Genomic DNA, 25059 nt, shown 5'->3' with positions numbered 1-25059 from the left:
ATGGGCGAGCGCGCAAATGAAAGTCTGCGGCGCTCAATTCCCCTGCGGATATGGTGCCAAATGGCAGGTTTTCTGCTCTTTTTTAGCGTATTACCGCATCCCGGACCGGACTCTTGCACGAAGACAAGCCGCGTCGCTAGTCCTGCGGACCCCTCAGATTCTGCCATTCGGACTTTTTTGCGCTCACGCCGCGCAGCGGCTCCGCGGGGGCGGCGCAATAAGCGCCGGCGCGCGGTCGCACGCTTGGCTGCTTTGCAGCCTGGTGCACCCTTCCCCGTATCCCCGGACTTGATCCGGGGTCCACTGGCCATTGTTAAGTGGGAGGGCTTTGCAGAACTCTGCTTTTGCTTTGCACCAGCTATGCGCTGCTATCGGTTGGTCGGCGCAAGATGCCGCATTAGCCTTCAGGCAAAACAACAAACCGGAGGTAATGTCGTGCTGGCAGCAAAATGGATTTTTCGGATTGCGGGCATCTATGGCCTGCTGGTGATCACACCACTGTTCTTTGCGGACACCTCGCAGATGGCGCAGCCGGTCTATTATCTTGGCTTTGCGGGCATCGCATTTGTGTTTCAGATCCTGTTTCTGGTGATCTCGACGGATCCGGTGCGCTACCGGCCGATCATGCCGGTGTGTGTGCTGGAAAAACTCAGCACCCTGCCCTTCATCTATCTGTATCTGGTCGGGCGTGGCGACGAGCAGTTCTTCTTTGGCGGCATCGCGGATCAGGTGCTGGCCATCGCGTTCATCGTGGCGTTTTTGATGACGCCGAAGCGCGACGTGGCCTGATCACTTCAGTACGCCAGCGCTACGCCATTGTCCGGTTTAACCGGACAATCCAAGGGCAATCGCTGCATGGATCCCACCCCTCCGTTCGAGCCGGAGGGCTAAAGGGTTACCAAGCCGGGGGATGGCGGTAGGAGGCATGAATGCGGAGCTATGATCCTAAAGACCTTTCATCCACTCAATCATGTGGGCCGCGATTTCTTCGCCCTTGTCGTCCTGCAGGAAGTGACCGCCGCCGATGATGGTCTTGTGGGGCTGTCCCTTGGCGCCTTTGAGGCGTTTGGCGAATTCCTTGTCCCGGCCCGCGGTGACGGGGTCACTGTCGGAGAAGACGAGCAGCACCGGCGTGTCGAGCTGTTCGAGTTTTTTCCATGCCGCCCTGCCCTTGCCCAGCTCACTTGGGACCAGCCACGGCATGGCGCGCGGGCCCATCATGTGGGGCTCGTCGGGGAATGGCGCCTGATAGGCGGCCACTTCGTCGGCGCTCAATTCATTGACCGTCGCTGACTGCAGCGTGGCACCCGGATTGAACTCGCGGGCGTACCGGGCATGGGCGATCCAGTCCGGGAAGCCGTTGATCTTGTCCATGCTGGTGATGGTGTCGCCCTTGCGCCATGCCTGATACCGCATCATCCAGCGGCCAATGACGGACATGGGGAAAGGCGCTTCTGGAAGTCCGGTATTGCCGGCGGTGATGGACGCAAAGCGCTGCGGGATTTCAGCAACCACGCGCAGGCCGATGAGGCCGCCCCAATCCTGCACAAAGACATTGATGTTGGTGAGATTCATGCGCTCCACAAAGGCGCGCATCCATGCAACGTGACCGGAGTAGCTGTGCATGTCCTTGGAGGTCGGTTTGTCGGAGCGGCCAAAGCCGATCAGATCCGGCGCGATGACGCGATAGCCCGCAGCCACCAGCGGCGGGATCATCTTGCGGTAGAGGTAGCCCCAGCTGGGCTGACCGTGGAGCAGCAGCACCACGTCGCCGTCGCGCGGGCCTTCGTCCACATAGTGCATCTCGATACCAGGCGCGACTTCCTGGTAGTGCGGCGCGAAGGGCCAGTCCGGCAGGTCTTCAAACCGGGCGTCCGGTGTGCGGATTACGTTCGTGTTCGCCTGCGCCAATTGATTGTCCCTCCAGCATTGGGTTGCTGGAGGGAAAAGTGGCCATGCGGACAGGTTTGCGCAAGCCCTATGTTTTTGGTCAAGCCGCGAGTTTTTCAGCCGCACCCAACGCCTGAAAACGTTGTTGGCAGCAGCCAGGTTCCCCCGTGGTTCCGGGCCCCTAGCCCCCACACACAGGCGTCGCCAAGTGACGTGACCGGACGCATTGACTCTGAAGCACCTGATTTTTTATATTATCCATATGGATAGCAACTTGACCATATCGCCCCGGAAGAAAGGCAAGCGGTCGGCTGAGACAGCCGATGAAACGCGGCGGACCATTTTGCGTGCGGCGGGACGGCTCTTCGCCGCGCAGGGTTTTGGTGCCACCAGCCTGCGGGATATTGCAGACAGCGCGGGCACGACCCACGGACTGATCCGTCATCACTTCGGCACCAAAGATGATTTGTGGAAGGCCGTCGTCGACAGTTTCATTGCGAAGGTCGCCGAGCGGCAACTTCCCCTGTTCGAGAACATCGACGACCGCGACCCGGTTGCGCTGCTCAAGGATTTTACCCGGCAGTTCATGCTGCAGACCGCGGAGATGCCTGAGATCTCCCGGCTGATGCTCAACGACAGTGGCGAGCCCGGGCCGCATCTGGACTATCTGGTGGCACGCATTCTGCCAGTCCACGAGCTGATCACACCTGTGTTCGAACGCGTCCAGAATGCCGGGTATATGCAGCAGCATGACCCGGATTCGTTTTTCATTTTCCTTGTGATGCTTGGCTCGATCCCCTTTGCGATCGCGCCCTTCACGAACAAATTCTATAGCGAAGACATCACCGGCGAGGCCGGTATCGAGACCCACATTGACCGTGTCCTGAGCACCCTGTTCCCGCAAACGGAAACAGCGCCGACCGCACGTACAAAAAAGGAAACGACATGAGAAAGACACTCATTGCCGCCGGACTGGTTAGTGCAAGTGTGGTGGCGGGACTCGTCCTGGTCCTGGGCAGCGGGCCGGACCTGCATGAGCCATCTGATCTGTCTGATTTCATTGGAACTCCCGACAGTCCGATCATCATCAAGGACATCGCTGGGCTTGAAGATGACGTCATCATCGATCGCGACCTTGGCGTGATGACCCGTGACGGCATTCGACTGTCCGCCAATCTCTATCGCCCCAAGGCTGCCGGGACATATCCCGTAGTGATGATGCTGACCGCCTACCACAAGGACGAAGGCCCCAACCAATATCCCGATTACATCCGCCGCAACGCGACGGCGGACTATGACATGGGGCGCATTGTCGTGAGCCCGTGGACCCCATGGGAAGGTCCGGATCCCGCCTATTGGGTGCAGCAGGGCTATGCCGTCGTGACGCTCGATAGCCGCGGCTATGGAAAATCCGAAGGGGTCGCAAGCGTGCTGAGCATGCAGGACCGCCACGATTTTCATGATGCCATCACCTGGGCAGGCACGCAGGACTGGAGCAACGGCAATGTCGGGCTAACCGGCGTATCCTATCTGGCTATCGCCCAATGGGTGGCGGCCAGCAGCGCGCCGGAACATTTGAAAGCGATCATGCCGTGGGAAGGCCAGAGCGATAATTATCGCGAAGTGCTGTTTCACGGTGGCATTCCGGAAACAGCCTTTACCGAATTCTGGCTGACGCGGGTGCGCAGCAAGGCCAATGACATCAACCTGCCGCCGGCGGCCATCGTCAATTTTGCCGGCAAGCGCCCGATGCTGATGAGGTGGTTGCAGGAAAACGTGATGCCGCCCTCCGGCATTGCGCTTGAAGAAATTACGGTTCCCGCGCTGATCGCGGCGAGCTGGTCTGACCACGGCATGCACACGCGCGGGTCGTTCGAGGGCTTCAAGAGCATCAGCTCGCAGCAGAAGTGGCTGTACACGCACGGCCAGCCCAAATGGGACGTCTATTACAGCCCCGAGGCGCTGGAGATGCAGACGGCCTTCTTCGACCATTTCCTGAAAGGTGAGGACAATGGCTTCGACAAACGCCCCCGTGTCCGGGTTGAGGTGCGCGACACGCTTGATACCTACAGCGTGCGCAGCGAAGACACGTGGCCCCTGCCCCCCACGGTGCTGACGCCGCTCTATCTTGATGCGGCCAGTGGCGCCCTCGCCGACACTTTGCCGGCTGAGAGCACGACAACACGATATGACGCGCGGGAAGGCGGTGCTGTGTTCCGCACAACATTCAGCGAGGAAACAGAGCTGACCGGCAACATGAAGCTGAAGCTCTGGGTTGAGGCGGAAGGGGCCGACGACATGGATCTTTTCGTGGCCGTCCGCAAATACAATGCGCTGGGCGAAGAGGTCACATTCTATGCCAAGGCGAGCTACACCAAAGGCCCGGTGGCGCTTGGCTGGCTGCGCGTCTCACAACGCGAGCTCGATGAAGATCTTTCAACACCGGCGCGGCCGGTGCTGGCCCATGAACGCAGTCTGCCGCTTGGTGCGGGCGAGATCGTTCCGGTGGAAATCGAGATCCTGCCCAGCGGCACACGGTTCATGCCGGGTGAGACGCTGGAAGTCTCCGTGCAGGGCCGCGACCAGATGGACCACATGGCGCTGGCGCATGACGCGACGGTCAACGACGGGACGCACATTATCCATACCGGCGGACAATATGACTCGCACCTGCTGGTGCCGGTGATCCCGCGCTAGACAGGAGGATTGTTGCCTCTTGTCCAGCGCGGTCCCGGCCTCGTTGCACTTTACGCAGCGAGTTTTTCAGCTGCGGCTTCGGCGCGGGAGACGGACTGGTCGTCCATCATGGTGCGGTCGGCGGCGACCATCTCGACGTCGTGGATGCCGATGAAGCCCATGATGTGCTTGAGCCAGCCGGACGCGAAATCAATGTCGGAACCGACCTGGGTGCCGCCGGAGGCAAGCGCGACATAGGCCTTCTTGTTTTCAAGCAGACCCACGGGTCCGTTTTCCGTGTAGCTGAAAGTGACACCGGCGCGGGCGACCTGATCAATCCAGGCCTTGAGCACGGCGGGAACGCTGAAATTGTAAATCGGGGCGCCGATCACGACGGCGTCCGCCGCCTGAAGTTCTGCGACCAGTTGGTCCGAGACGCGCAGGGCTTCTTTCTGTGCTGCCGTACGCTGGTCTTCCGGGGTGTTGATGGCGGCGGTAAAGGTTTCATCGATGAAGGGGACGCCGTCAGCGAGGTCGCGACGGATGAGCCTGGCGCCCTTGTTGCCATTCATCAGACCGGACACGATACGGTAGCTCAGGTCGCGGCTCACGGAGCCAGACTTTCTGGCGCTGGCATCGATGTGCAGAACGGTGAAGGGGGCGGCGGCGTCTTTCTTGCGGGTGAACATCTGATCTCTCCATTTCGTGGCGCGGCCATTTTTGGGGGCCGCTGAATTGCTGATGAGATCAAGATGGATGGTTTCTCTGACGGGATTAACCGGACAAACGGGGAATTATTATTTCTTCTGACGCAATAATCAGACTTATTCCGGCAGTGCGCCCGTCAGTGAGGCGCGCTGGGACAACTCGATCCAATTTCCGAACGGATCGCGGATGAAAGCGATACGGGCCGTCTTGCCCAATGTTCTGGGCTCCTGTGCCCCGTAGGCCGGGTCATGGCCGACGATGCGGGCATATTCCGCATCCACATCGAACACCTGAATTGTGGAATAGCGCAGGCCGGGTCGGACCATCACGTCATTGTCGGACCGGTCGGGCACGTCAGGTGTGACGCGGCCCACAATGCGGCTCTGGCCGCAAGCCACGGCGCAGGGAAGCGTCTCATCCACCGGCAACCCAACCGCATCCCGATAAAACGTCATGAAGGCCTCAACAGAGGGCGTGGCGAGTTCCAGAGCCCAGTGCGTGATGCCGTCACGTCCCATGGGCCAGCGCACAAGCTCGTTGCCATCGGGATCAACCAATATCTGGGGGTCCGTCACATTCGGACAGGCAACCACAAGCCGCAGATATCCCGCAGTGCCGCGCGGCGGCAGCGGGTCTTTGGCGTGATTGATCTTCAGCACCGCACCGTCAAGCGTATGGCGGTGCTGCCGAAGCTCGCGGGAGACCGGCAGGACATGGTCGAATTGTACGCCCGCGTGCTCAACCCAGAAGGCTGACACGTCTTCAGGTGTATTGGTGAAGAGGCCGACATCGAGCGAATTCTTGGCAAGGTCCATGACCGGGCGGGCTTTCTTATTTGTCTGACGCCTTAGTTCACCCGATTGCGGGCATCGACCTTGGTGTCATTTGGGAAACTTGAAACTGATCATTTTGTCGACGATGCAATCAAACTCATCTCGAGCGCAGGAAAAGAACTTGGACCAGTGTTTGTCTGGAGTGAACGCTGAATCCGACATACACGAGGCAGTCACTCGCGCGATGTACATGTCGTTAGGACTCCAAAGCGCGTCCGGGTCGTCGGCTTTCATCATCAACAGACGTACTTCTTCTCTAGTCGCCCCTATCAACGTTGCAACGTCTGTATCTCGGAGCAAACTGGTCAACGCGGCGGTAGATAAGGCCTCTTGCAGATACTTGGATTCAGCTGGATTTAGAACTTCACTAAGCCGAACATCCATCTTCGCCACCTTTAGTTTCAAACCATTACTTTGCATTTCTTGCGGTGTCTCCCAGGCGCACGACCGTGGAGCATCTGGACAATAGGTTAAGTCTAGTATCGACCTTCAGCATATTATTGCTGCCAGCTTGTCGAAAGTAGACCAGCGGTTGAAGTGGGGCCGGTTGCAGTTCAGAATTGCCGAAACACGACATTCAGGAGGAAACCCATGCATGATCTCGTGATCAGGAACGGGCTCGTTTATGACGGGCTGGGCGGCAAACCCTATGAAGCGGATGTTGCCATTGACGGCGCGACGATCTCCATCGTCGGCACGGTGACGGACACAGGCCGCGAAGAAATTGACGCCAAGGGTCAGATCGTGACGCCGGGCTTTGTGGATGCGCATACGCATTATGATGGCCAGGTGACGTGGGACCCCTATCTGCAGCCCTCCACCTTCCATGGCGTCACCACCGCCATCATGGGCAATTGCGGGGTTGGCTTTGCGCCGTGTGCGCCGGACCGGCACAACTGGCTGATCGGCCTGATGGAAGGCGTGGAAGATATTCCGGGTACGGCGCTTGCCGAGGGCATCAAGTGGGGCTGGGAGAGTTTTCCGGATTACATGGACGTGGTGGAGAAATCTCCATTGGCGCTGGACGTGGGCCTACAGGTGCCCCATGGCGCGTTGCGCGCTTATGTGATGGGCGAGCGCGGCGCGCGGCTTGAACCGGCCACGCGCGAAGACACGGACAAGATGGGTGCGCTGGTTGAAGCCGCGCTTGAGGCCGGTGCGCTGGGTGTCACTACATCGCGCACGGAAAAGCATCGCGACAAGGACGGCGAACATACGCCGACCTACAAGGCAGAAGAGATGGAACTCAACGGCATTGCCGAGGCCATGAAACGGTCCGGCAAAGGTGTCATCCAGCTCATCGCTGATTTCCGCGATGTGGACTGGGAATTCGGCATGTTGCGCAAGATGGTCGAGATTTCCGGTCGGCCGCTGTCGCTCACCATTGAGCAGGACGACCGCCACCCGGACATCTGGAGCCAGGTGCTCGACAAGATTGCCGACGCCAACAAGGCCGGCCTGCCCATGCGTGGGCAGGTGCCTGCGCGCCCGACCGGCGTTGTCATGGGGCTGACGGCGTCGCTCAACCCGTTCCTGCTCTACAAGACATGGCACGAGATCATGCCGCGGACGCTTGAGGCTCAGGTGGCCGCGCTGAAAGACCCGGATTTCCGGACGCGCCTGCTGGCCGAAAAAGTCGACTTCAAGGAAGGCGAGATTTCAACGCAGCTGTTCACCTGGTTCCACAAGATGTTCCCGCTGGGCAGCCCACCCAACTACGAACCGGCGCCCGAAGACAGCGTGGAAGCCCACGCCAAGCGCGACGGGCGCGACCCGCGTGAAGTGCTGCTGGACTGGATGGCGGAAGATGACGGCAAGGCGCTGATCTATTTCCCGCTGATGAACTATCTGCCGGGTGATCTGTCTTACGTGGAACAGATGCTGAAGCATCCCAACACCACGTTTGGTCTTAGTGACGGCGGGGCGCATGTGGGCATCATTTGCGACGCCAGCTTCCCCACCACCATGCTGACCCATTGGGGCCGCGACCGGACGCGGGGCGAGACGCTGCCGCTTGAGTGGATCATCAGTGGACAGACGAAAAAGACGGCGGAGTTGGTGGGCCTGTATGACCGGGGCGTGCTGGCCCCGGGCATGAAGGCGGATGTCAATGTCATCGACTTTGACAACCTCACCATGGACAAGCCGGAAATCGTTTATGACCTGCCCGCAGGCGGCAAACGCTTTGTGCAAAAGACACGCGGCTATACGGCGAGCATCATTTCCGGTGCCGTGGCGTTCCGCAACGGTGAGCCGACCGGCGTTCTGGGCGGCAAGCTCATTCGCGGCAGCCAGGCGCGTCCGGCAGCGGCACAAATACCGGCCGCTGCGGAATAGTTCATGAGCCGGGTTTTGGGCGACATCCGCCAGAACGGCTATGTGGTGCGAGACATCGACCGCGCCATGCGCCACTGGACCGAGGTCATGGGCGTCGGGCCGTTCTTCTATATCGAAGACGTGCCGGTGAGTAACTTTCAGTATGGCGGCAAGCCGTCCGACGTGAAGATGAGCATTGCGCTGGCCAATAGCGGGCCATTGCAGATCGAGTTGATCCAGCAGCGCAATGACGCGCCGTCCATGTATCTCGACTTTCTCAATGCCGGTCACGAAGGCCTGCAGCACGTGGCCTTCTGGACGGCGGACTTTGACGGCGACATGGCGCGGATGACCGAACGCGGGTTTGAGGTCGGCCATTCCGGGCAGATCGGGGCGGACGGTCGTTTTGTGTACTTCACAGCGCAGGACCATCCCGGCAGCGTCATCGAGCTGTCAGAGACCAACGGGCGCAAGGGCGCGTTCTTCCAGTCGATCCGCGATGCGGCAGACAGCTGGGATGGGTCTGACCCGGTGCAGAAGGTCTAGGCGTCCACCACATGCCATGCGGTTGCACTGTCATAGAAGAACTGTTCCCGGGCGATACGGTCTCCGTCCCAGTGCTGCAGCGACAGCTCCTCAAGCTGACGGCTGACGTCTGATTTGTCCGTCATGATGAAGGTCCAGCGGATGGCAACACTGTCGCCATCAACGAGATAGGTAGTGACCGGTTTGGTCTCCACTTTCGCGACCCGGGCCATGGCGTTGGCCTCATGGGCCATCAGGGCGTCGCGGCCCACACGAGGCTCACCCAGGTTTTCCTGCATGGTTGCGGTCTCGTGGTAGAAATTGCGGATGGCTTCCACGTGGTCGCCATTTACAACAGCATCAATAAACTGGTCGACGCGGGCTTTGTCGGGCATATGATTTCGCTCAATGTAGATATCTGAAAAGTCGGCACACTCAATGTGTAAAGTCGTGTGCCCGGCATATGTGGGGGCGCCCGGCTTCGATCCAGAGCGTGCAACACGCCTTGCACAAACCGCTGGACAAATACCCGACGCACAAGAGACTTGACCAACAAGACCGCCTGACAAAAAGGACACGGACATGAGCGACAAGATTCTGCACGAACTCTCCCCAACCGAAGTCAAAGCAAAAATGGATGCGGGCGAGGTGGTGGTGATTGATGTGCGCGAGCCGCGTGAATATGGCGCCGAACGTATTCCCGGCGCGTTCAACTTTCCCCTGTCCACTTTTGATGCCTCCGCGCTGCCCACAGGCGGCAAACCGGTGATCCTGCATTGCGGTGTCGGCAAGCGGTCGGCCATGGCGGCACAAAAGTGCTTTGACGGCGGCGCTGCCGAGGCAACCCACATGGCCGGTGGCCTGGGTGAGTGGAAACAGGCGGGCCTGCCGCTGATCGTCACCGATCCTGAAACCGGGCAGCCGGAGCTAAAGGGCTAAATTCTGCGGGTTTCTGTTTTTTCCTGATCATTTGATCAATTCTTCGCTTGAACGCTGTCTGAGCGTCCCCATACTCTTGTCATCAAGACTAATCCTGGGGAGGGCGCAAAAATGGCTTCAGAGAAATTTTCGGCGACAGCCAAATGGCTGCACTGGGTGACAGCGCTTCTGGTGCTTGTGGCGATCCTGTTTTCGTTCGGCGTCATTCCGCCGGGCTTTGAAGGCATGCCGCTGGATGAGCGGCTGCAGACGCTGATGATCCATTCGGGCAATGGCATTGTCGTGCTGCTGCTGACCTTCTACCGCCTGCGCTATCGGCGGACGCACACACCGCCCGCCTATCCTGACAGCATGCCCGCGTGGCAGAAAACAGCCTCCAAATGGAACGTGTACGGATTGTATACGCTGCTGATCTATCAACCGATTATCGGCATGTCGCATGCGCTGACCTATGTGGACGGGGACATCAAACCCTACGGGCTGATCAACCTCACAGGCCTTGCACCGTCTGATGCGGCTCTGACGCAGGTGTTCCACGTGATGCACGCCATTGGCGGGCTGGCGCTGTCAGCGCTGCTGATCGTCCATGTGGCTGCCGCCATGAAGCACTGGCTCATCGACCGGGACAAGGTGTTCCAGCGGATGCTGCCTTACGGGCGTGTCTAGCAGCTAGCTGCGCGCATTCAGCAGGGGGCCGTGGTCGATCTTCGGCAAGACAAGCCGGGAGAAATACTCGGCCTCCTTTGCGTGCGGATAGCCGGACAGGATGAAGGCGGAAAAGCCCATCTCGCGATACATCTCGAGTTTGGCGGCCACCTGATCCGGGTTGCCGACAATGGCAGCCCCGCAGCCTGACCGGGCCTTGCCGATGCCGGTCCACAGATTTTCCTCGGCAAATCCTTCGTCGTCGGCCCCGTCGCGCATCATGGCCTGACGGCGCACGCCTTCAGACGTTGCGTCCAGTGCACGGGCACGGAGTTTTTCGCCTTCTTCCACATCCAGTTTCGACATGATGTGGCGGGCATGGGCCCTCGCCTCTTCTTCGGTCTCACGCACAATGACGTGGACGCGGTAGCCGAACTTGAGTTCGCGGCCGTGATTTGCCGCACGTTCGCGCATATCGTCCACCAGCGCCTGCACCTTTTCCCTGGTGTCCGGCCACATGAGGAAGACGTCAGACCCCTTGGCGGCCACTTCGCGGGCTGCTGGTGACATACCGCCGAAATAGAAGGGCGGGCTTTTGCCGGAGACCGTGCCGATGCGCATGGGATCCAACTGCATCTGGTAATGCTCGCCATCGATATCGACGGGTTTGCCATCCAGCAGGGTACGGACGATTTCCATGGCTTCCAGCGTGCGACCGTAGCGCGGTGCCGACTCCATGGTCTGGCCGGGCATGTCGGATGAAATAATGTTGACCGTCAGGCGACCGCCGAGCATCTGGTCCAGCGTTGCGATCTGGCGGGCCAGCTGGGGCGGCCACATTTCGCCGCAGCGCACAGCCAAAAGCAGACGCATGTTCTTGACGGTAGGGGCAACGCCGGCTGCAAACGCTACCGGGTCAATGCCCAGCGAAAAGCCTGACGGCAGCAGGATGTTGTCAAAGCCACCTGCCTCCGCCGCATCCACAATCTTTTTGCAGTGCTCGAAGGTCGACAGATAGGCCGGGTCCTGGGTGCCAAGAAACTCAGCATCGTCATCGCACAGAGCGGAGAACCAGGAGATTTCGACAGGGCCCGTGACTGGGGAATGGGACATTGAGTGATTTCCTAGGGAAGAGGCGCGCCGAGTGCGGCTTCGTAGATGGCGTACCAGTCCTGGCGGCTGAGGGTGACATCAAGCGCGCTCATGGCGTCGGCGATGCGGGCCGGGGTCTGGCTGCCGATGATGGCAATGGGCTGCGATGGATGGGCCAGCACAAATGCAAGAGCGATGGCGGTGCGGCTGGCGGCGTGCTTGTCGGCCAGTTTGTCCAGCATCGTGATGACGTCGGACAGCTGGGACGTCGGCGCTTCTGACGCGTGCAGCATCAAGCGACCGCCGGCCAGCGGGCTCCAGGCCAGGGGCGTCATGTTTGTGGCCATGCACAGGTCGAGGATACCGTCGGTCACCGGTTCGATGGCCAGCGCGGACAATTCAGGCTGCTGGGTGGCCATGGGGTGATCCAGATGGGCCTGCAGGGCTGCAATCTGGTGGGCGGTCACGTTGGAGAGGCCGTATTCGCGGATCTTGCCTTCCTTGCGCAGGGACTGAAGCGTATCCGCCAGCTCTGCGGGGTGGGTCAGCAGGTCGGGCCGGTGCACCTGATAGAGATCGATGGTCTCGATCTGCAGGCGCTTGAGGGATGCTTCGCAGGCTTCGCGCAGATATTTTGCGCTGCTGTCATATGGCGTGCCGGGAATGATGCCGCCCTTGCTGGCGATCACCATCTGGTCGCGCAGCGCGGGCCGGGCCTTGAGGACATGGCCGAACAGTTCCTCTGCGGCGCCAAAGGGCGCGTCGGAATCAAGGCCGTACACATCAGCGGTATCAAACAGCGTGATGCCAGCATCGAGCGCGCTTTCGACCTTCGCGTTGGCTTCAATCTCGCCCTCTCCTGCAAACCGCCACATGCCGTAGGCGATGGGGCTGACCTTGAGGTCACTGGGGCCGAGCTGGCGCTTGCCCTTATCAATCATCAGGTCGGACATTTATTTCCTCTGCCGCGTCGCGTAGGTTGCCGCACCCACTGCCGGGGCACTTGCGTTAGCCCCCAATAGCCCCCCCAATAGCATAGCCCGGAGACCAAGCGAATGCCTTCTATCGAGACCCGCGGACATGCCAGTGCGGATGCCAAAGGACATGCTGGCCCCATCCGCTACGCCATCATTGGCGCCGGAATGATGGGCAATGAGCATATTCGCAACATCGCCATTATTGATGGTGCAGAAGTGGTGGCGGCGGCGGACCCCCATGAAGGCTCGCGCGACTGGGCGAAGCTCACCATGGAGGGCAAACCGATTGAGCTTTATGCGGACTATCGCGACCTGTTTGCCAAGCCGGACAGTTTTGACGCGCTGATTGTCGCGACGCCGAACCACACCCACAAGGATGTGGTGGAAGATGCGCTGGCAACCGGCAAGCACCTGCTCATCGAAAAACCCCTGTGCACGACCTTTGATGACTGCCAGTGGATTGAGCTTGCCGCGTCCACCCATCCCGGTGTGGTGTGGATGGGGCTTGAGTATCGCTGGATGCCACCGGTGACGCGGTTTGTGGATGAAATCCGTGCGGGTGCCGTCGGCGACGTGAAGATGCTGACCATTCGGGAACACCGCTTTCCCTTCCTGCAGAAGGTCGGTGACTGGAACCGGTTCAACCGGAACTCCGGCGGGACGCTGGTGGAGAAGAGCTGCCACTTCTTTGACCTGATGCGCCACATCATCGGGTCCGAGCCACGGCGGGTGATGGCGTCGGGCGGGCAGGACGTGAACCATCTGGATGAAAGCTATGACGGCAAGACGCCGGACATCATGGACAATGCGTTTGTGATTGTTGAGTTCGACAATGGGGTGCGGGCCTGTCACGAGCTGTGCATGTTTGTAACAGCGCTGGAGCAGCGCGAGCACCTGACCGTTACCGGCACCAGGGGCGCGCTGGAAGTGACCATTCCGCAAAGTGAGCTGGCGCATACGCTCAATACCGGCAACGATACCGTGCGCACGCATATTGATGTGGACCAGAAGGTGCTGGATGCGGGGCATCACCATGGGGCCTCCTACTACCAGCATCTGGCGTTTCAGGACGCCATCCGCTCGGGCACAAAACCTTTGGTGTCTGTTGGGGACGGGCTGCGGTCTGTCGCCATGGGTCTGGCCGCCCACCGCTCCATCGAGCAGGGGCGCATAGTAGATATGTCAGAGTTCGGGCTGTAATTTTCAGCGCCTCCGTTTGATAGTGCGCGGCCCTGATTGAGGACGCCGCCGTGACCCTGCATGACGACCATTCTGTCGAAGCCCACGCTTACACCGTGTCCCCGCGACGGCGCGCGTTGATGCTCGGGTCCATCGTGGCCCTCAACATGCTGGCGCTGGCCGCAACGGATCTTTATCTGCCGTCTGTTCCTGCCCTGCCGGAGATCCTGGGCATCAGTCTTGAGTCCGCACAGATGACGCTGGTTGCGTTTGCGGCGGGCTTTGCCATTTCGCAGATTTTCATGGGGGCCTTTGGCGATATCTATTCGCGGCGCGCGGTGCTTGGCACATCGGTCGCGCTGTTCGTGCCTGCAACCATTGCCTGCGCCATGGCGCAAAGTGCCGACGCGTTGATTGCCGCGCGCTTCGTGCAAGGCGCCGCCGGTGCTGCCAGTGCTGCCCTGACGGCCCCGCTGATCCGGGCGCTGTTTGAAGAAGCCCGCGCCATTCATGCCATGTCGATCATCGGGTCGATCGATGCGGTGATCCCGGCCTTTGCGCCCATATTGGGGGCGTGGATTTTCATCAGCTTTGGCTGGTCGTGGAACTTCTGGCTGCTGGCGATCATCACAATCCCCGCAGGCCTGATTGCGTTTCTGGCGATGCCCCGTGAACTGCCAAAGCCGGGCCGTGATCTTGTGGGCGCGCTGCTGGGCTATACCGCCTTGCTGAAGCATCCGGCCTATATGGGCTATGCCCTGTCGCACGCCGCTGCTCTTGGCGGGTTCCTCGGACTGGTGTTCAGCACGCCTGCCTTGCTGCGCATCCATATGGATGGTGGACCTTCTGAATTCGTCGGTACACAGATCTTGTGGGTCGGGGTATTTCTTATTGCCGCCCAGATGACAGGCCGGCTGGCTGTGCGGCTGGGGGCCGACCGGCTCATCATGGTTGGCAATCAATTGCAGATTGTCGGCGGCGTCTTGCTGGTCGGGTACACCTTGCTTGCCGCCAATCCCGCGTGGTGGCTGCACGCGCTGGCGGCAGTGCCGACCTGCATCGGGCTTGGGTTGCGCGGCGGTGCCGGCTTTGCCCGTGCCATCGACATGATGCCAAGCCATGCGGCGCGCGCCAGCGCGTTCATCCTGTTTGCCTCCATGGCGGCAACGGCCCTGTGCACGGCAGCTGCGGCGCCGTTTCTTGAAACAGGTGTATGGGCGGGCGCCGTCTCAGTGCTGGTGATGAGTGTCATCGCACTCTTGTTGTTGAGGCTGACACGGCAATAGCCATTTGGATGTTGTGGCGATAGGCTGGGTGTTCGTGTTTAGAACTGGCGCCGCATGCCCTGGCGCAATATGCCGGGTCGTGACTGTTGCTCACGGCAGCGGCCCCCGATGAAGGGACCCATGATGACCCGCGCACGCGCACTTGCCCTATCCCTGTCTTTTTCCATTACCATGTTGGCAGCGACCTGGGTCCAACCAGCGCGCGCGGCGGCACAGTGTGACATTCCCGAGATATCTCTTGGTGGTGAGTACGCCACCGAGACGAGTAATGCGTTCACCGGGTTCATCATGGAAAACACGACAGGGGCAGTGCAGGACCACTATGCGCAAAAACTGATCGACAGTTACATGACCCGCTCGGCTGAAGCGGCGACCACGAGCGACTGGCTGAAATTTCGCATTGAAGGCAACAAGGTCAAGTTTGCCAATAACTGGGTCCATGTTCTGAAGGCGGCCAACCTTTCAAAGGCCGTCGTCGCCGGTGAGTATCAGGAAGTTGCCAACTGGGCACAAGACGAAGTTGTCGAGCGGTCACTAGATGGCTTTTTGAAACATGTGGGCGCCACCTCAAGTGTGCCGGTGGCGGGCATTGTTGTGACAGGCCTCAAGATCGTGAAGGAAAGCTATGAGGGGCTTGAGGTTCAGGACTGCCTCCTGAACATCGACAACGCCTACTACAATTTTCTTGAAGATGACCGTCTGCGTACGGATGAAGACGGAAAGATCAAGGCGGGTGCCGTAGACGCCTATATCAAGGATTATCTGTTTGGGGGCGGTGAAGCCCCCGGCGGCACCACCAAGGCGCAGAACCGCCGCAACCTCCAGTGCTATGTGAACAACACATTGCCGGAGGCGGAGCAGATTGAGGTGTCCACGCTTGGCGCGGATTCCGCTGAAGCGCCAACCAATCCAGTGAGCTGGTTCAATCGGGTCATGGGGACTGTTGCCGACGTGGCGGGCAGCGCCGCTGACGTTGCCCCGCAGTCCAAACGGCTTCGCACACCGATTGCGGTGATGCTGCGGGATTTCAACAATCGCTATGACATTGAGCTTGAAGCCCGGAAATTTGTGCGACTGCGGCAAAGCCCCGAGTTCGCCGAGTTTGAAAACACCATTGCAGCCATGGAAGTCAGCTCCAAGGCGGCGGCGTGGCTGTGCGAGCGCTTCGCCAATAAGGACGCTGCCGATCTGGCTGGTGGCTGGCTTTTGAAGGTCACGCTGCTGGATGATGCAGGCGATGAACTATTGCCGTTGGATGCCTTTGAGATTTCAGTGCCGGAGAACGGACTGATCCTCTCCAAGCTGGAAGAGGGCGGGTCCTTCGTGACGGTTGAGGGCACCGTTGAAGACGGCAAGGCAGACATGGACATGCTGCTTCAGGGGCGCGATGAAGATACAGGGCAACTAGCAACACTTCTGAACGTGGACCTTCTGGGAGATGTTCAGGGCGATACGATGTCGGGCAAGCTCGGTGGCACCAATATGGATATGGCGTGCTTCTTCGGCAATCTGTTCGAGGATGACAAATCCAAGCATGTTGCCTGTGCTCAGGTACCTGCAAACGGCGTTTGGAAAGCAACCAAGAAGTAGCAGATATCGCTTACGCGTCAGCCGGAATGCCGTAGCCGGTATACCACTCCTGAAACGGCATCACGTAAGCCGGCTCGCCATTGGTGCGGAACCAGCTGTCGACGACGTAGCGTTCTTCTGTGGCCGTTTCTTCAATCACTGCCGTGTAGTGCTGCCAGCGGCCATCGATGAAGGCCCCGCGGATCGACGGGGAATGCAGATTGTGATGGCGGATCAGGCCGTCGCGTTCCATCAGCACAAGGATCATTGTGGTATTGGCTGCTTCGTCGATGCAGTCCTGATAGGCCGGGTTGCCGGACCATGAGGCGTTGAGCACGCCGCCGGGATCATCCGCCGTCCCAAGGATGGGGCCGACGGCGGTTTCAATGACGCCCACGGCCTGCGCCATGGCGTAGCGTTCTTCAGAGGCAGTTTTTACATTGGCAAATTCAGCACGCACGGCCTGCCAGTACGGGCGCAGGTCAACCTGAGACCGCACCTGACAGCCATAGGCATGGCAGAAGGTGGCGTCTGCCATCTGCGGTTGTTCGGGCAGCTCGTAAAACGCGAAAAAGTCGTCCGGCTCGGACCAGTCCCATGAGACGCAGCCAGCGAGCAGCAGCGCGGATGCGGCGACGACAATCCCTGAAAACGCTCGATACATTGAATGGTCCCTCTGGCTAGACAAGTTGCACGTTACCCCGCATGACTTTGGAAACATAGTGACCAAGGGAGTTTGAGCCGTGAAAGCGTTTGTTGTCGATAAGTTTGGCCCGCCCGAAGACCTGACGCGGACAGACGTGCCCGACCCTGTTGCCGGGCCGCAGGACGTGGTGGTGGACATCAACGCTGCCGGTGTGGGGTTTGTCGACGGACTGCTGGTGCAGGGGCTGTATCAGGTCAAGCCGCCGCTGCCCTTCGTGCCCGGCAATGAGTTTGCCGGCGTGATCTCAGCCGTCGGCGGCGATGTCAAAAACCTCTCAGTGGGCCAGCGGGTCATGGGCACGGCGGCAGGGTCCTATGCGGACAAGCTCAAGGCACCAGCCCTTTTGTGCATCCCCACCTCCGCCGACATGACTGACGAAATTGCAGCGGGCTTTGCCATCTCCTACGCCACAGCCCTGTATGCATGGCGCGACTGCGGCAAGGCCCTGACCGGAGAAACGGCCCTTGTGCTGGGCGCGTCCGGCGGTGTGGGACAGGCGGCGATCGCTGTGGGCAAGGCCATGGGGCTGCGGATCATCGGCGCGGCGGCGACAGAAGACAAACGCGCGGCGGCAAAGGCCGCGGGCGCAGATGAAACGGTGGACTACACACAGCCCAACTGGCGGGATGAGCTCAAGCAGCTGACAGCAAAAAGCGGGCTTGATCTTGTCTATGACCCGGTCGGCGGCGACGCGGCGGAAGCGGCCATGCGCTCCCTGTCACCCGGTGGGCGGCATCTGGTGGTCGGGTTTGCAGCCGGCGACATTCCCAAGGTGGGTCTCAACATTCCCCTGCTCAAGCGCTGCTCCATCGTGGGGGCGGACTGGGGTGGCGAGATCCGCGCCAACCCGGTGCTGGCGGCGGAACAGTTTGCCACCCTTCTTGAATGGTTCGCCCAGCGCAAGATGACGCCCGCGCCGGTGACAACACGGGCCATGGCCGAGCTGCCACAGGCCCTGCGGGACCAGCTGGACCGCAAGCTTGTAGGCAAGCTGGTGATGGTGAATTAGCCACATCGTGGTTGCGCTAGGTGATCGCCGGCTTAATGGCCATACCAAATTCTTCACAACACATCCGCCTCGCTATTGTCCGGCTTGACCGGACAATCCAGAAATACGGGGCACACCCACGGGCTCACAATGGATCCCACCCCTCCGGTCGAGCCGGAGGGCTAAAGGGTCACCAAGCCGGGGGATGGCGGTTTTGTGGCGAACGGAGTCCGGGGTGCGGATACAATAAAGGGCCGGATACTGAGTATCCGGCCCTTTTCCTAGGTGCGATGGGGGTGGCTTACTTCATATCGAAGCGATCTGCTTCCATGACCTTGGTCCAGGCGCACACGAAGTCGACGATGAACTTCTCCGTCGCGTCGTCCTGGGCATAGACCTCGGCGAGGGCCCGCAGCTGCGAGTTGGAGCCGAAGACCAGGTCCACGCGGGTGCCGGTCCACTTGACGGCGTCGGTGGCGCGGTCGCGGCCTTCGAAGACCTCCTCATCCGCATCCACTGGCTTCCACGCGGTTGCCATGTCGAGCAGGTTGACGAAGAAGTCGTTCGTCAGGGCGCCGGGCGTCTCGGTGAACACGCCATGCTTCGAGCCATCTGCATTGGTTTCGAGCACACGCATGCCGCCGATCAGCACCGTCATTTCCGGGGCGCTCAATGTCAGCAACTGCGCCTTGTCCACCAGTAGCTCTTCCGCAGACACGGAGAACTTGGCCCGGGCATAGTTGCGGAAGCCGTCTGCCGCAGGCTCAAGCACATCGAAAGAGTCCACGTCTGTCTGCTCCTGGCTCGCATCGGTGCGGCCGGGATTGAACGGGACGTTGACTTCGTGACCGGCGGCTTTCGCAGCCTGCTCGATGCCGACATTGCCGGCGAGCACGATCACATCCGCAAGGGATACCTGCTTGCCATCACTCTCCTTCGTGCTTTGGGCGTCGTTGAACGCTGTCTGCACAGCTTCCAGCTTTGCCAGCACTGTCGCCAGTTCAGCGGGTTTGTTGACAGCCCAGTCCTTTTGCGGGGCCAGGCGAAGGCGGGCACCATTGGCCCCACCGCGCATGTCTGATCCGCGGAAGGTTGAGGCGGACGCCCAGGCGGTCGATACCAGCTGGGAGACCGTGAGGCCGGTGGCGGCAATCTGGTTCTTCAGGTGGTCCGCATCCGCCACGGTGATGACCGGATGGGTGGCGTCGGGAATCGGGTCCTGCCAGAGCAGTTCTTCTTCAGGCACTTCCGGACCCAGATAACGGGACTTGGGACCCATGTCGCGGTGCAGGAGCTTGTACCAGGCGCGGGCAAACGCATCCTGGAACTCGGCCGGGTTCTCGTGGAAGTGCCGCGAGATTTTCTCGTAGTCCGGGTCCATGCGCATGGCCATGTCGGCGGTGGACATGAAGATGGGCACCTTCTTCGACCCATCGGCGGCGTCCGGTGCCATGTCCTCTTCCTGGAGGTTCTTTGGCGTCCAGACATGGGCCCCGGCCGGGCTTTTGGTCAGCTCCCAGTCATATTTGAACAGCACATCGAAATAGCCGTTGTCCCACTGGGTGGGGTTTGGCGTCCATGCGCCTTCAAGACCAGACGTGATGGTGTCTCCGCCCTTGCCGCTGGCATGGGTAGACAGCCAGCCGAAGCCCTGGGCCTCGAGTGCGCCACCTTCTGGCTCGACGCCCACATTGGCCGCGTCGCCGGCACCATGCATCTTGCCGAAGGTATGACCGCCAGCCGTCAGAGCCACGGTTTCGTAATCGTTCATGGCCATGCGGGCGAAGGTTTCGCGGATGTCGCGGGCAGAGGCCAGCGGATCGGGATTACCGTCGGGGCCTTCCGGGTTCACGTAGATGAGGCCCATCTGAACGGCGGCAAGCGGGTTTTCCAGCTCACCGGCGGCGCTGTCGCCGCTGTCCAGGTCGCGGCGGCCGCCATAGCGGCTTTCAGGGTTTTCACTGATCGCCAGCCACTCGGTTTCGCGGCCCCAATAGGTGTCTTCTTCCGGCTCGTACACGTCCGCACGTCCCCCGCCGAAGCCGAAGGTCTTGCCGCCCATGGTTTCGATTGCGACATTGCCCGCGAGCACCAGCAGGTCCGCCCAGGAAATCTTGTTGCCGTATTTCTGCTTGATCGGCCACAACAGGCGGCGGGCCTTGTCGAGGTTGCCGTTGTCGGGCCAGGAGTTGAGGGGGGCAAAGCGCTGCATGCCGGTGCCCGCACCGCCACGGCCATCGCCGGTGCGGTAGGTGCCGGCGGCGTGCCAGGTCATGCGGATGAACAGCCCGCCGTAATTGCCGTAGTCAGCCGGCCACCAGTCCTGGCTGTCGGTCATCAATGCGGTCAGGTCTTTTTTCAGCGCGGCATAATCCAGCGACTTGAAGGCTTCTGCGTAATTGAAGTCCGGATCCATGGGATCGGACTTGGCAGAATTCTGATGCAGGATTCTGAGGTTGAGCTGGTTTGGCCACCAGTCCCGGTTGGACCGGGTGCTGGCCGCCGCGCCGCTGGCGCCGCCATGGAAGGGGCAGCCGGATGCTTGTGCGTCACTCATGGGTCGTTCCTCCAAACAGGGTGGCCCATCCTTGCGTGGGCCGATGACACAAATGTATCGGCACACAAAAATAAGCTCCAATCGTATTTACTGAACTATTCGATCAGAATATCTTATGGGAATGATCTCAACCAAACAGCTTTTGTATTTCGATGCGGTGGCGCGCCTGAAACATTTCGGCCGGGCAGCAGAGGAGCGGGCCGTGACCCAGCCTGCCCTGTCAATGCAGATACAGGAAATGGAACGCGAGCTGGGGGTGGCGCTTGTGGAGCGTGGCCGGACCATCCGGCTGACGGATGCGGGTGCGGAGATTGCCGCGCGGGCCGCTGCCATTCTGCAGCAGATTGACGGGTTGTCTGACTTTGCGTCCCAGCGGCAAGGGGTTTTGACCGGGCGGCTGCGGCTGGGGGTCATTCCATCCATTGCGCCCTATCTGCTGCCGTCCGTCCTGCCGGAATTGCAGGCGCGCTACCCGCATCTGGAACTGCGCATTCGTGAAACCCTGACCGAGTATCTGCTGGGACAGCTGGAAGACGGCACGCTGGACGTGGCGCTGCTCGCCCTGCCGGTGGACGCGGCGGGGCTGGAAACGATCGCGCTGTTTGAAGACCGGTTCCTGCTGGCGACGGCAGCGGATGCCCCCGCCCCCAAGCGCAAGTGGGCCCGCACCGACGCGCTTGATGATGCGCCGCTGCTCTTGCTGGAAGAAGGGCATTGTCTGCGAGAGCAGGCCTTGAGCTTTTGTTCCCTGCGCAGCACGGACAACGCGGATTCCTTCGGCGCCTCCAGCCTCTCCACCCTTGTGCAGATGGTGGCAAGCGGCATGGGGCAAACGCTGCTACCGGAAATGAGCGTTGGGCTTGAAGCGGCACGCAACGACCTGCGCGTCATGCGGTTTGAAACCCCTGAACCCTCGCGCACCGTTGGCCTTGCCTTTCGCAAGACGTCCCCGCTAAAGGCTGATTTTGAGGCACTGGGGACGGTGATTGCCGACACGCAGCCCGCACCAGCGAAAATCTAGACCACTACTCGACCACCAAAAGGGTTTTGGCCATCCGGGTGGTTGTCTCCACGTAGCGCTTCTGGGACCAGCCACAGGTTTTGGTCAGGTGTTCCCAGTTCTGGATGGAGACGAGCATCCACAGGATGTCGGTCGCCTGTTTGACCGTGTGGTCCGGTGACAGGGTTCCGTCCTTTTTCAAGGCCTTGATGGCCGCTTCGCAGCCATGGCGGATGGCCTGCTGGCGGTCTTCCCACGTGGCGGCGACGGCGTCGTCCGTATCCTTCATGGCCATGAGGGCGCGGGCATTGCCGTAAATCTTGGGGACGTAGTTGCCCCAGGCGGCAATGTAGAGCTCCAGGCGCTCAATGCCTGACCCGGCGGCCCGGCTGGGGGCCAGGCCCTTATCTACATTATTGAGCTGATCGAGATAGCGCACGGTGGCGATCAGGAGATCAGCGCGGTTGGGAAAATGCAGGTACAGCGCCTGCCGGCTGATACCGGCAGCCTTGGCGACATCCGACATGCGGACGTCTCCTGGCGTGCCGTTCTCGAGTAGATCGCTGGCGGATTGAAGAATTTTGCTGCGGGTATCTGATTGCTCACTTGACATGATGTAAAGTACCGCCTACTTGTCACCACGTCAACTTGACATGGTGTCAAGTGAAAGCCGCAGCAGGAGCCGGTCACATGAGCAATTCAGCGAAGAAAATATTCATCTGGGTGGCGCACCCCAAAGCCAACACCCTGAACAGCGGTATTGCCGATGCCTATGCCGCCGGCGCCGCGCGCCAGGGCGCGGAGATTCGCCGCATGGATTTGAGCGACATGGCGTTTGATCTCAATTTTGAGGGCTATGATGATCCCTATGCGGACAATACCAAGGCCGCCGTTGGATCAGGGGGGAAGGCGCTGGAGCCCGATCTGCTGCAGTGGCAGGCCAATATGCGCTGGGCGGATCACGTGATGATCGTCCACCCCTATTGGTGGGGCGCGATGCCGACCAAGGCCAAGGCGGTGCTGGATCGTGCGCTGACGCCGGGCTTTGCGTTCAAATATCACCAGCGCGGCGTCAAATGGGACAAGCTGCTGGAAGGCAAGACGGCCGACGCAATCATCACCTCCGACACCCCGCCCCTGCTCGACACCCTGCTCTATCGCAGCCCCGGTCGTCGCGTGATCAAGAACCAGGTGCTGGATTTCTGCGGCATCAAGTCCAAGAACATCCTGCAGTGGGGCTCCGTGAAGCTTGCCAGCGACAAAAAGATTGGTCGCTGGATCGGCAAGGCTGAGAAGCTGGGGGCGTTGGCGGCGTAAAGGCCTAGGCGGTGCCATGAATGCTGGATGTCATGCTGTGAACGTCCAACACCTTGCCACGTGGCGCCGCGAGTGGGCCCTCCGGTCAAGCCGGAGGGATACGGTGGTGGGCGAATAGGTGGTTCGCGACATTACATTGCCGCCTGCCGCTTCAGCCTTCAGGGTTTCTGTGATCTTCACCAGAATCGACACCAAACCCGTGTCCCTCCGGCTTGACCGGAGGGTCTACTCGCCGTCGTTACGCGATCACTGGTTGAGGTCTTCTGCCAGGTCGCGCCACTCAGGATTGGCTTCATTTATCAGCTTTATTTTCCAGGCGCGGAGCCAGTGTTTCAGACGACGTTCCCGGCGACGGGCGGCTTCCCGACTGTCATGAAGCTCGTAGTAAACGAGCAGTTTCAGGTCATGCTGTTGCGAGAAGCCGGGAACAGTGCCGGTCTTGTGGGTTTCCACGCGATGCACAAGGTCATCCGTGTGGCCGACATAAAGCGTGCCGTGCATGCGGTTGGACATGATGTACACATAGAAAGCCATGCCCAATGGCACCGTGAGTGGGCCCTCCGGTCAATCCCCCGATCAAGTCGGAGGAGGAGGGATACGGAATTATGATCCGCGTTTTCCCAACTCTAGCTTGCCTTAGTCCGCGAACGCATCTTCCCATGAGCCGCGCGTCGATGCCTTGGAATATTCCGTGGCGCGGTTTTCGAAGAAGTTGGTGTGCTCGATGCCGTTGAGCATTTCGTCCATCCAGGGCAGTGGGTTCTTCTCGATGCCGTAGATGGGCTGCAGGCGGATCTGGCTCAGGCGGCGGTCGGCGATGTAGCGGATGTAGTCCTTGACGCCCTGGGCATCGAGGCCTTCGACGCCACCCATTTCAAACGCCAGGTCGATGAAGGCATCTTCGTGGTGGATGATGGTTTCGCAGGCCTTGTAGACGTCGCGCTGTGTCTGCTCATCCCAGCAGTCCGGGAACTCATCCACCCAGGTGCGGAACAAGCGCAGGATGGAGTTGCAGTGCAGGCTCTCATCGCGGGCGGACCAGGTGACGATCTGGCCCATGCCCTTCATCTTGTTGAAGCGCGGGAAGTTCATCAGCACGGCAAAGGATGCAAACAGCTGCACGCCTTCGGTGAAGCCGCCGAACACGGCCAGGGTCTTGGCGACGTCTGACTTTGTCTCCGTGCCCCACTCCTGCATGAAGTCGTATTTGTCCTTCATCTCGGCATATTTGAGGAAGGCTTCGTATTCGACTTCCGGCATGCCCAGCGTATCAAGCAGATGCGAGTAGGCGGCCACATGGATCGTTTCCATGTTCGAGAATGCCGAGAGCATCATCAGAACTTCGGTGGGTTTGAACACACCCATGTAGTTCTTCATGTAGCAGTTGTTCACTTCCACATCGGCCTGCACGAAGAAGCGGAAAATCTGCGTGAGGAGATTGCGCTCCTTGTCGTCGAGCTTGTGATGCCAGTCCTTGACGTCCTCCGCCATGGGCACTTCTTCCGGCAGCCAGTGAATGCGCTGCTGGGTGAGCCAAGCTTCATAGGCCCAGGGATACCGGAAGGGCTTGTAGGTGAGGCGTTCATCAAGAAGGGTCATGGGCTTGCGTTCCGATAAGTGCGTGCGAGATGGGCGTGCGAGTCACGGGCGAAATGTTGTTAACATTTACATAGCGCGAACCGGGGCGCACGCCCACCATATTGTGTGTTTTGGACGCAGTTTGTCACTACCGATAGTGGGCACACGGGCACACACACCCAAACAGCGCCATTGTCCGGTTTAACCGGACAATCCAGATGGCGGGTGCTGCCTGAATCCCACCCCTCCGGTCGAGCCGGAAGGCTAAAGGGTCACCA

At 60.2% G+C, this 25059-nt stretch carries 24 protein-coding genes; 13 read left to right on the top strand and 11 right to left on the bottom strand.

The features are described from left to right. The first annotated feature begins 435 nt into the window (after positions 1-435). A complete protein-coding gene (locus BN1012_RS02195; protein ID WP_043948351.1) occupies positions 436-789 on the top strand; it encodes a hypothetical protein in 354 nt (117 codons plus the stop codon). Positions 790-945: 156 nt separating this feature from the next. Here BN1012_RS02195 and BN1012_RS02190 read toward each other — a convergent pair whose 3' ends face one another. Next, positions 946-1911 (bottom strand): haloalkane dehalogenase, encoded by a 966-nt coding sequence (locus tag BN1012_RS02190; RefSeq protein WP_043948349.1) that lies wholly within the window; start codon positions 1909-1911, stop codon positions 946-948. 253 nt (positions 1912-2164) lie between these two features. On the opposite strand from BN1012_RS02190, the gene BN1012_RS16520 reads away from it, so the two are divergent. Further along, entirely contained in the window at positions 2165-2839 is a 675-nt protein-coding gene (locus BN1012_RS16520; protein ID WP_171815885.1) for a TetR/AcrR family transcriptional regulator, read from the top strand. After that, positions 2836-4587: a CocE/NonD family hydrolase gene (locus BN1012_RS02180; RefSeq protein ID WP_052534357.1), complete on the top strand. Its 1752-nt coding sequence runs from the start codon at positions 2836-2838 to the stop codon at positions 4585-4587. The genes BN1012_RS16520 and BN1012_RS02180 overlap by 4 nt, the downstream gene beginning before the upstream one ends. 50 nt (positions 4588-4637) lie before the next feature. Here the strand turns inward: BN1012_RS02180 and BN1012_RS02175 are convergent, their stop codons facing one another. Both BN1012_RS02175 and BN1012_RS02170 read right to left on the bottom strand, forming a co-directional pair. After that, a complete protein-coding gene (locus BN1012_RS02175; protein WP_043948348.1) occupies positions 4638-5255 on the bottom strand; it encodes an FMN-dependent NADH-azoreductase in 618 nt (205 codons plus the stop codon). 135 nt (positions 5256-5390) lie between these two features. Next, a complete protein-coding gene (locus tag BN1012_RS02170) occupies positions 5391-6089 on the bottom strand; it encodes a VOC family protein (protein WP_043948347.1) in 699 nt (232 codons plus the stop codon). A gap of 609 nt (positions 6090-6698) precedes the next feature. Here BN1012_RS02170 and BN1012_RS02160 point away from each other — a divergent pair. Both BN1012_RS02160 and BN1012_RS02155 read left to right on the top strand, forming a co-directional pair. Next, complete coding sequence (locus BN1012_RS02160; RefSeq protein WP_043948344.1) at positions 6699-8444, top strand: N-acyl-D-amino-acid deacylase family protein; 1746 nt, start codon at positions 6699-6701, stop codon at positions 8442-8444. 3 nt (positions 8445-8447) lie between these two features. Further along, a complete protein-coding gene (locus tag BN1012_RS02155; RefSeq protein ID WP_043948343.1) occupies positions 8448-8969 on the top strand; it encodes a VOC family protein in 522 nt (173 codons plus the stop codon). On the opposite strand, the gene BN1012_RS02150 is transcribed toward BN1012_RS02155, so the two are convergent. Further along, the gene (locus BN1012_RS02150; RefSeq protein ID WP_043948342.1) at positions 8966-9343 is read right to left on the bottom strand and encodes a nuclear transport factor 2 family protein; all 378 of its coding nucleotides are present in this window, start codon (positions 9341-9343) and stop codon (positions 8966-8968) included. The genes BN1012_RS02155 and BN1012_RS02150 overlap by 4 nt on opposite strands. 187 nt (positions 9344-9530) lie before the next feature. Here BN1012_RS02150 and BN1012_RS02145 point away from each other — a divergent pair, with 187 nt between their 5' ends. Beyond that, positions 9531-9887, top strand: coding sequence for a rhodanese-like domain-containing protein (locus BN1012_RS02145; RefSeq protein WP_043948340.1), 357 nt, complete (start codon positions 9531-9533; stop codon positions 9885-9887). A 111-nt stretch (positions 9888-9998) separates the two neighbouring features. Next, complete coding sequence (locus BN1012_RS02140) at positions 9999-10553, top strand: cytochrome b (RefSeq protein ID WP_043948339.1); 555 nt, start codon at positions 9999-10001, stop codon at positions 10551-10553. Positions 10554-10556: 3 nt separating this feature from the next. Here BN1012_RS02140 and BN1012_RS02135 read toward each other — a convergent pair whose 3' ends face one another. Further along, positions 10557-11645: an LLM class flavin-dependent oxidoreductase gene (locus BN1012_RS02135; RefSeq protein ID WP_043948337.1), complete on the bottom strand. Its 1089-nt coding sequence runs from the start codon at positions 11643-11645 to the stop codon at positions 10557-10559. 11 nt (positions 11646-11656) lie between these two features. Next, a complete protein-coding gene (locus tag BN1012_RS02130) occupies positions 11657-12577 on the bottom strand; it encodes an aldo/keto reductase (protein WP_043948336.1) in 921 nt (306 codons plus the stop codon). Between the two features lie 102 nt (positions 12578-12679). Here BN1012_RS02130 and BN1012_RS02125 point away from each other — a divergent pair, with 102 nt between their 5' ends. The 3 genes from BN1012_RS02125 (at position 12680) to BN1012_RS02115 (ending at position 16656) form a co-directional block, all read left to right on the top strand. Beyond that, positions 12680-13801, top strand: a complete 1122-nt coding sequence (locus tag BN1012_RS02125; protein WP_081826153.1) for a Gfo/Idh/MocA family protein — start codon at positions 12680-12682, stop codon at positions 13799-13801. A 50-nt stretch (positions 13802-13851) separates the two neighbouring features. Further along, the gene (locus BN1012_RS02120; protein ID WP_043948334.1) at positions 13852-15066 is read left to right on the top strand and encodes an MFS transporter; all 1215 of its coding nucleotides are present in this window, start codon (positions 13852-13854) and stop codon (positions 15064-15066) included. Between the two features lie 108 nt (positions 15067-15174). Next, positions 15175-16656, top strand: a complete 1482-nt coding sequence (locus BN1012_RS02115) for a hypothetical protein (protein WP_043948333.1) — start codon at positions 15175-15177, stop codon at positions 16654-16656. A 10-nt stretch (positions 16657-16666) separates the two neighbouring features. Here the strand turns inward: BN1012_RS02115 and BN1012_RS02110 are convergent, their stop codons facing one another. Continuing rightward, the gene (locus BN1012_RS02110) at positions 16667-17299 is read right to left on the bottom strand and encodes a hypothetical protein (protein ID WP_052534353.1); all 633 of its coding nucleotides are present in this window, start codon (positions 17297-17299) and stop codon (positions 16667-16669) included. A gap of 79 nt (positions 17300-17378) precedes the next feature. Here BN1012_RS02110 and BN1012_RS02105 point away from each other — a divergent pair, with 79 nt between their 5' ends. Beyond that, a complete protein-coding gene (locus BN1012_RS02105) occupies positions 17379-18350 on the top strand; it encodes an NADPH:quinone oxidoreductase family protein (protein ID WP_043948331.1) in 972 nt (323 codons plus the stop codon). Between the two features lie 280 nt (positions 18351-18630). Here the strand turns inward: BN1012_RS02105 and katG are convergent, their stop codons facing one another. Continuing rightward, positions 18631-20886: a catalase/peroxidase HPI gene (gene katG / locus BN1012_RS02100; RefSeq protein ID WP_043948330.1), complete on the bottom strand. Its 2256-nt coding sequence runs from the start codon at positions 20884-20886 to the stop codon at positions 18631-18633. A gap of 121 nt (positions 20887-21007) precedes the next feature. On the opposite strand from katG, the gene BN1012_RS02095 reads away from it, so the two are divergent. After that, positions 21008-21907, top strand: coding sequence for a hydrogen peroxide-inducible genes activator (locus BN1012_RS02095; RefSeq protein WP_043948328.1), 900 nt, complete (start codon positions 21008-21010; stop codon positions 21905-21907). Between the two features lie 4 nt (positions 21908-21911). Here BN1012_RS02095 and BN1012_RS02090 read toward each other — a convergent pair whose 3' ends face one another. After that, a complete protein-coding gene (locus BN1012_RS02090) occupies positions 21912-22499 on the bottom strand; it encodes a TetR/AcrR family transcriptional regulator (protein ID WP_043948327.1) in 588 nt (195 codons plus the stop codon). 77 nt (positions 22500-22576) lie between these two features. Between BN1012_RS02090 and BN1012_RS02085 the strand changes: the two genes are divergently transcribed. Next, positions 22577-23203, top strand: a complete 627-nt coding sequence (locus BN1012_RS02085; RefSeq protein ID WP_043948326.1) for an NAD(P)H-dependent oxidoreductase — start codon at positions 22577-22579, stop codon at positions 23201-23203. Between the two features lie 246 nt (positions 23204-23449). On the opposite strand, the gene BN1012_RS02080 is transcribed toward BN1012_RS02085, so the two are convergent. Continuing rightward, the gene (locus tag BN1012_RS02080) at positions 23450-23737 is read right to left on the bottom strand and encodes a GIY-YIG nuclease family protein (RefSeq protein WP_122381330.1); all 288 of its coding nucleotides are present in this window, start codon (positions 23735-23737) and stop codon (positions 23450-23452) included. Between the two features lie 102 nt (positions 23738-23839). After that, positions 23840-24802, bottom strand: a complete 963-nt coding sequence (locus tag BN1012_RS02075) for a ribonucleotide-diphosphate reductase subunit beta (RefSeq protein ID WP_043948323.1) — start codon at positions 24800-24802, stop codon at positions 23840-23842. Between the last annotated feature and the right edge of the window lie 257 nt (positions 24803-25059).

The organism is Candidatus Phaeomarinobacter ectocarpi (assembly GCF_000689395.1).
GTDB lineage: Bacteria > Pseudomonadota > Alphaproteobacteria > CGMCC-115125 > CGMCC-115125 > Pyruvatibacter > Pyruvatibacter ectocarpi.
Note: the sequence above shows the minus strand (reverse complement) of the source record. Positions and strands in the feature narration are given on the sequence as shown.

What these genes read in the sequence shown, in the direction of transcription:
- BN1012_RS02180 (WP_052534357.1), top strand. Translation starts at nt 2,836, where the DNA reads ATGAGAAAGACACTCATTGCCGCCGGACTGGTTAGTGCAAGTGTGGTG.
- BN1012_RS02090 (WP_043948327.1), bottom strand. Translation starts at nt 22,499, where the DNA reads ATGTCAAGTGAGCAATCAGATACCCGCAGCAAAATTCTTCAATCCGCC.
- BN1012_RS02140 (WP_043948339.1), top strand. Translation starts at nt 9,999, where the DNA reads ATGGCTTCAGAGAAATTTTCGGCGACAGCCAAATGGCTGCACTGGGTG.
- BN1012_RS02160 (WP_043948344.1), top strand. Translation starts at nt 6,699, where the DNA reads ATGCATGATCTCGTGATCAGGAACGGGCTCGTTTATGACGGGCTGGGC.
- BN1012_RS02145 (WP_043948340.1), top strand. Translation starts at nt 9,531, where the DNA reads ATGAGCGACAAGATTCTGCACGAACTCTCCCCAACCGAAGTCAAAGCA.
- BN1012_RS02110 (WP_052534353.1), bottom strand. Translation starts at nt 17,299, where the DNA reads ATGTATCGAGCGTTTTCAGGGATTGTCGTCGCCGCATCCGCGCTGCTG.
- BN1012_RS02130 (WP_043948336.1), bottom strand. Translation starts at nt 12,577, where the DNA reads ATGTCCGACCTGATGATTGATAAGGGCAAGCGCCAGCTCGGCCCCAGT.
- BN1012_RS02150 (WP_043948342.1), bottom strand. Translation starts at nt 9,343, where the DNA reads ATGCCCGACAAAGCCCGCGTCGACCAGTTTATTGATGCTGTTGTAAAT.
- BN1012_RS02115 (WP_043948333.1), top strand. Translation starts at nt 15,175, where the DNA reads ATGAAGGGACCCATGATGACCCGCGCACGCGCACTTGCCCTATCCCTG.
- BN1012_RS02080 (WP_122381330.1), bottom strand. Translation starts at nt 23,737, where the DNA reads ATGGCTTTCTATGTGTACATCATGTCCAACCGCATGCACGGCACGCTT.
- BN1012_RS02125 (WP_081826153.1), top strand. Translation starts at nt 12,680, where the DNA reads ATGCCTTCTATCGAGACCCGCGGACATGCCAGTGCGGATGCCAAAGGA.
- BN1012_RS02095 (WP_043948328.1), top strand. Translation starts at nt 21,008, where the DNA reads ATGATCTCAACCAAACAGCTTTTGTATTTCGATGCGGTGGCGCGCCTG.
- katG (WP_043948330.1), bottom strand. Translation starts at nt 20,886, where the DNA reads ATGAGTGACGCACAAGCATCCGGCTGCCCCTTCCATGGCGGCGCCAGC.
- BN1012_RS02155 (WP_043948343.1), top strand. Translation starts at nt 8,448, where the DNA reads ATGAGCCGGGTTTTGGGCGACATCCGCCAGAACGGCTATGTGGTGCGA.
- BN1012_RS02085 (WP_043948326.1), top strand. Translation starts at nt 22,577, where the DNA reads ATGAGCAATTCAGCGAAGAAAATATTCATCTGGGTGGCGCACCCCAAA.
- BN1012_RS02170 (WP_043948347.1), bottom strand. Translation starts at nt 6,089, where the DNA reads ATGGACCTTGCCAAGAATTCGCTCGATGTCGGCCTCTTCACCAATACA.
- BN1012_RS02175 (WP_043948348.1), bottom strand. Translation starts at nt 5,255, where the DNA reads ATGTTCACCCGCAAGAAAGACGCCGCCGCCCCCTTCACCGTTCTGCAC.
- BN1012_RS02075 (WP_043948323.1), bottom strand. Translation starts at nt 24,802, where the DNA reads ATGACCCTTCTTGATGAACGCCTCACCTACAAGCCCTTCCGGTATCCC.
- BN1012_RS02135 (WP_043948337.1), bottom strand. Translation starts at nt 11,645, where the DNA reads ATGTCCCATTCCCCAGTCACGGGCCCTGTCGAAATCTCCTGGTTCTCC.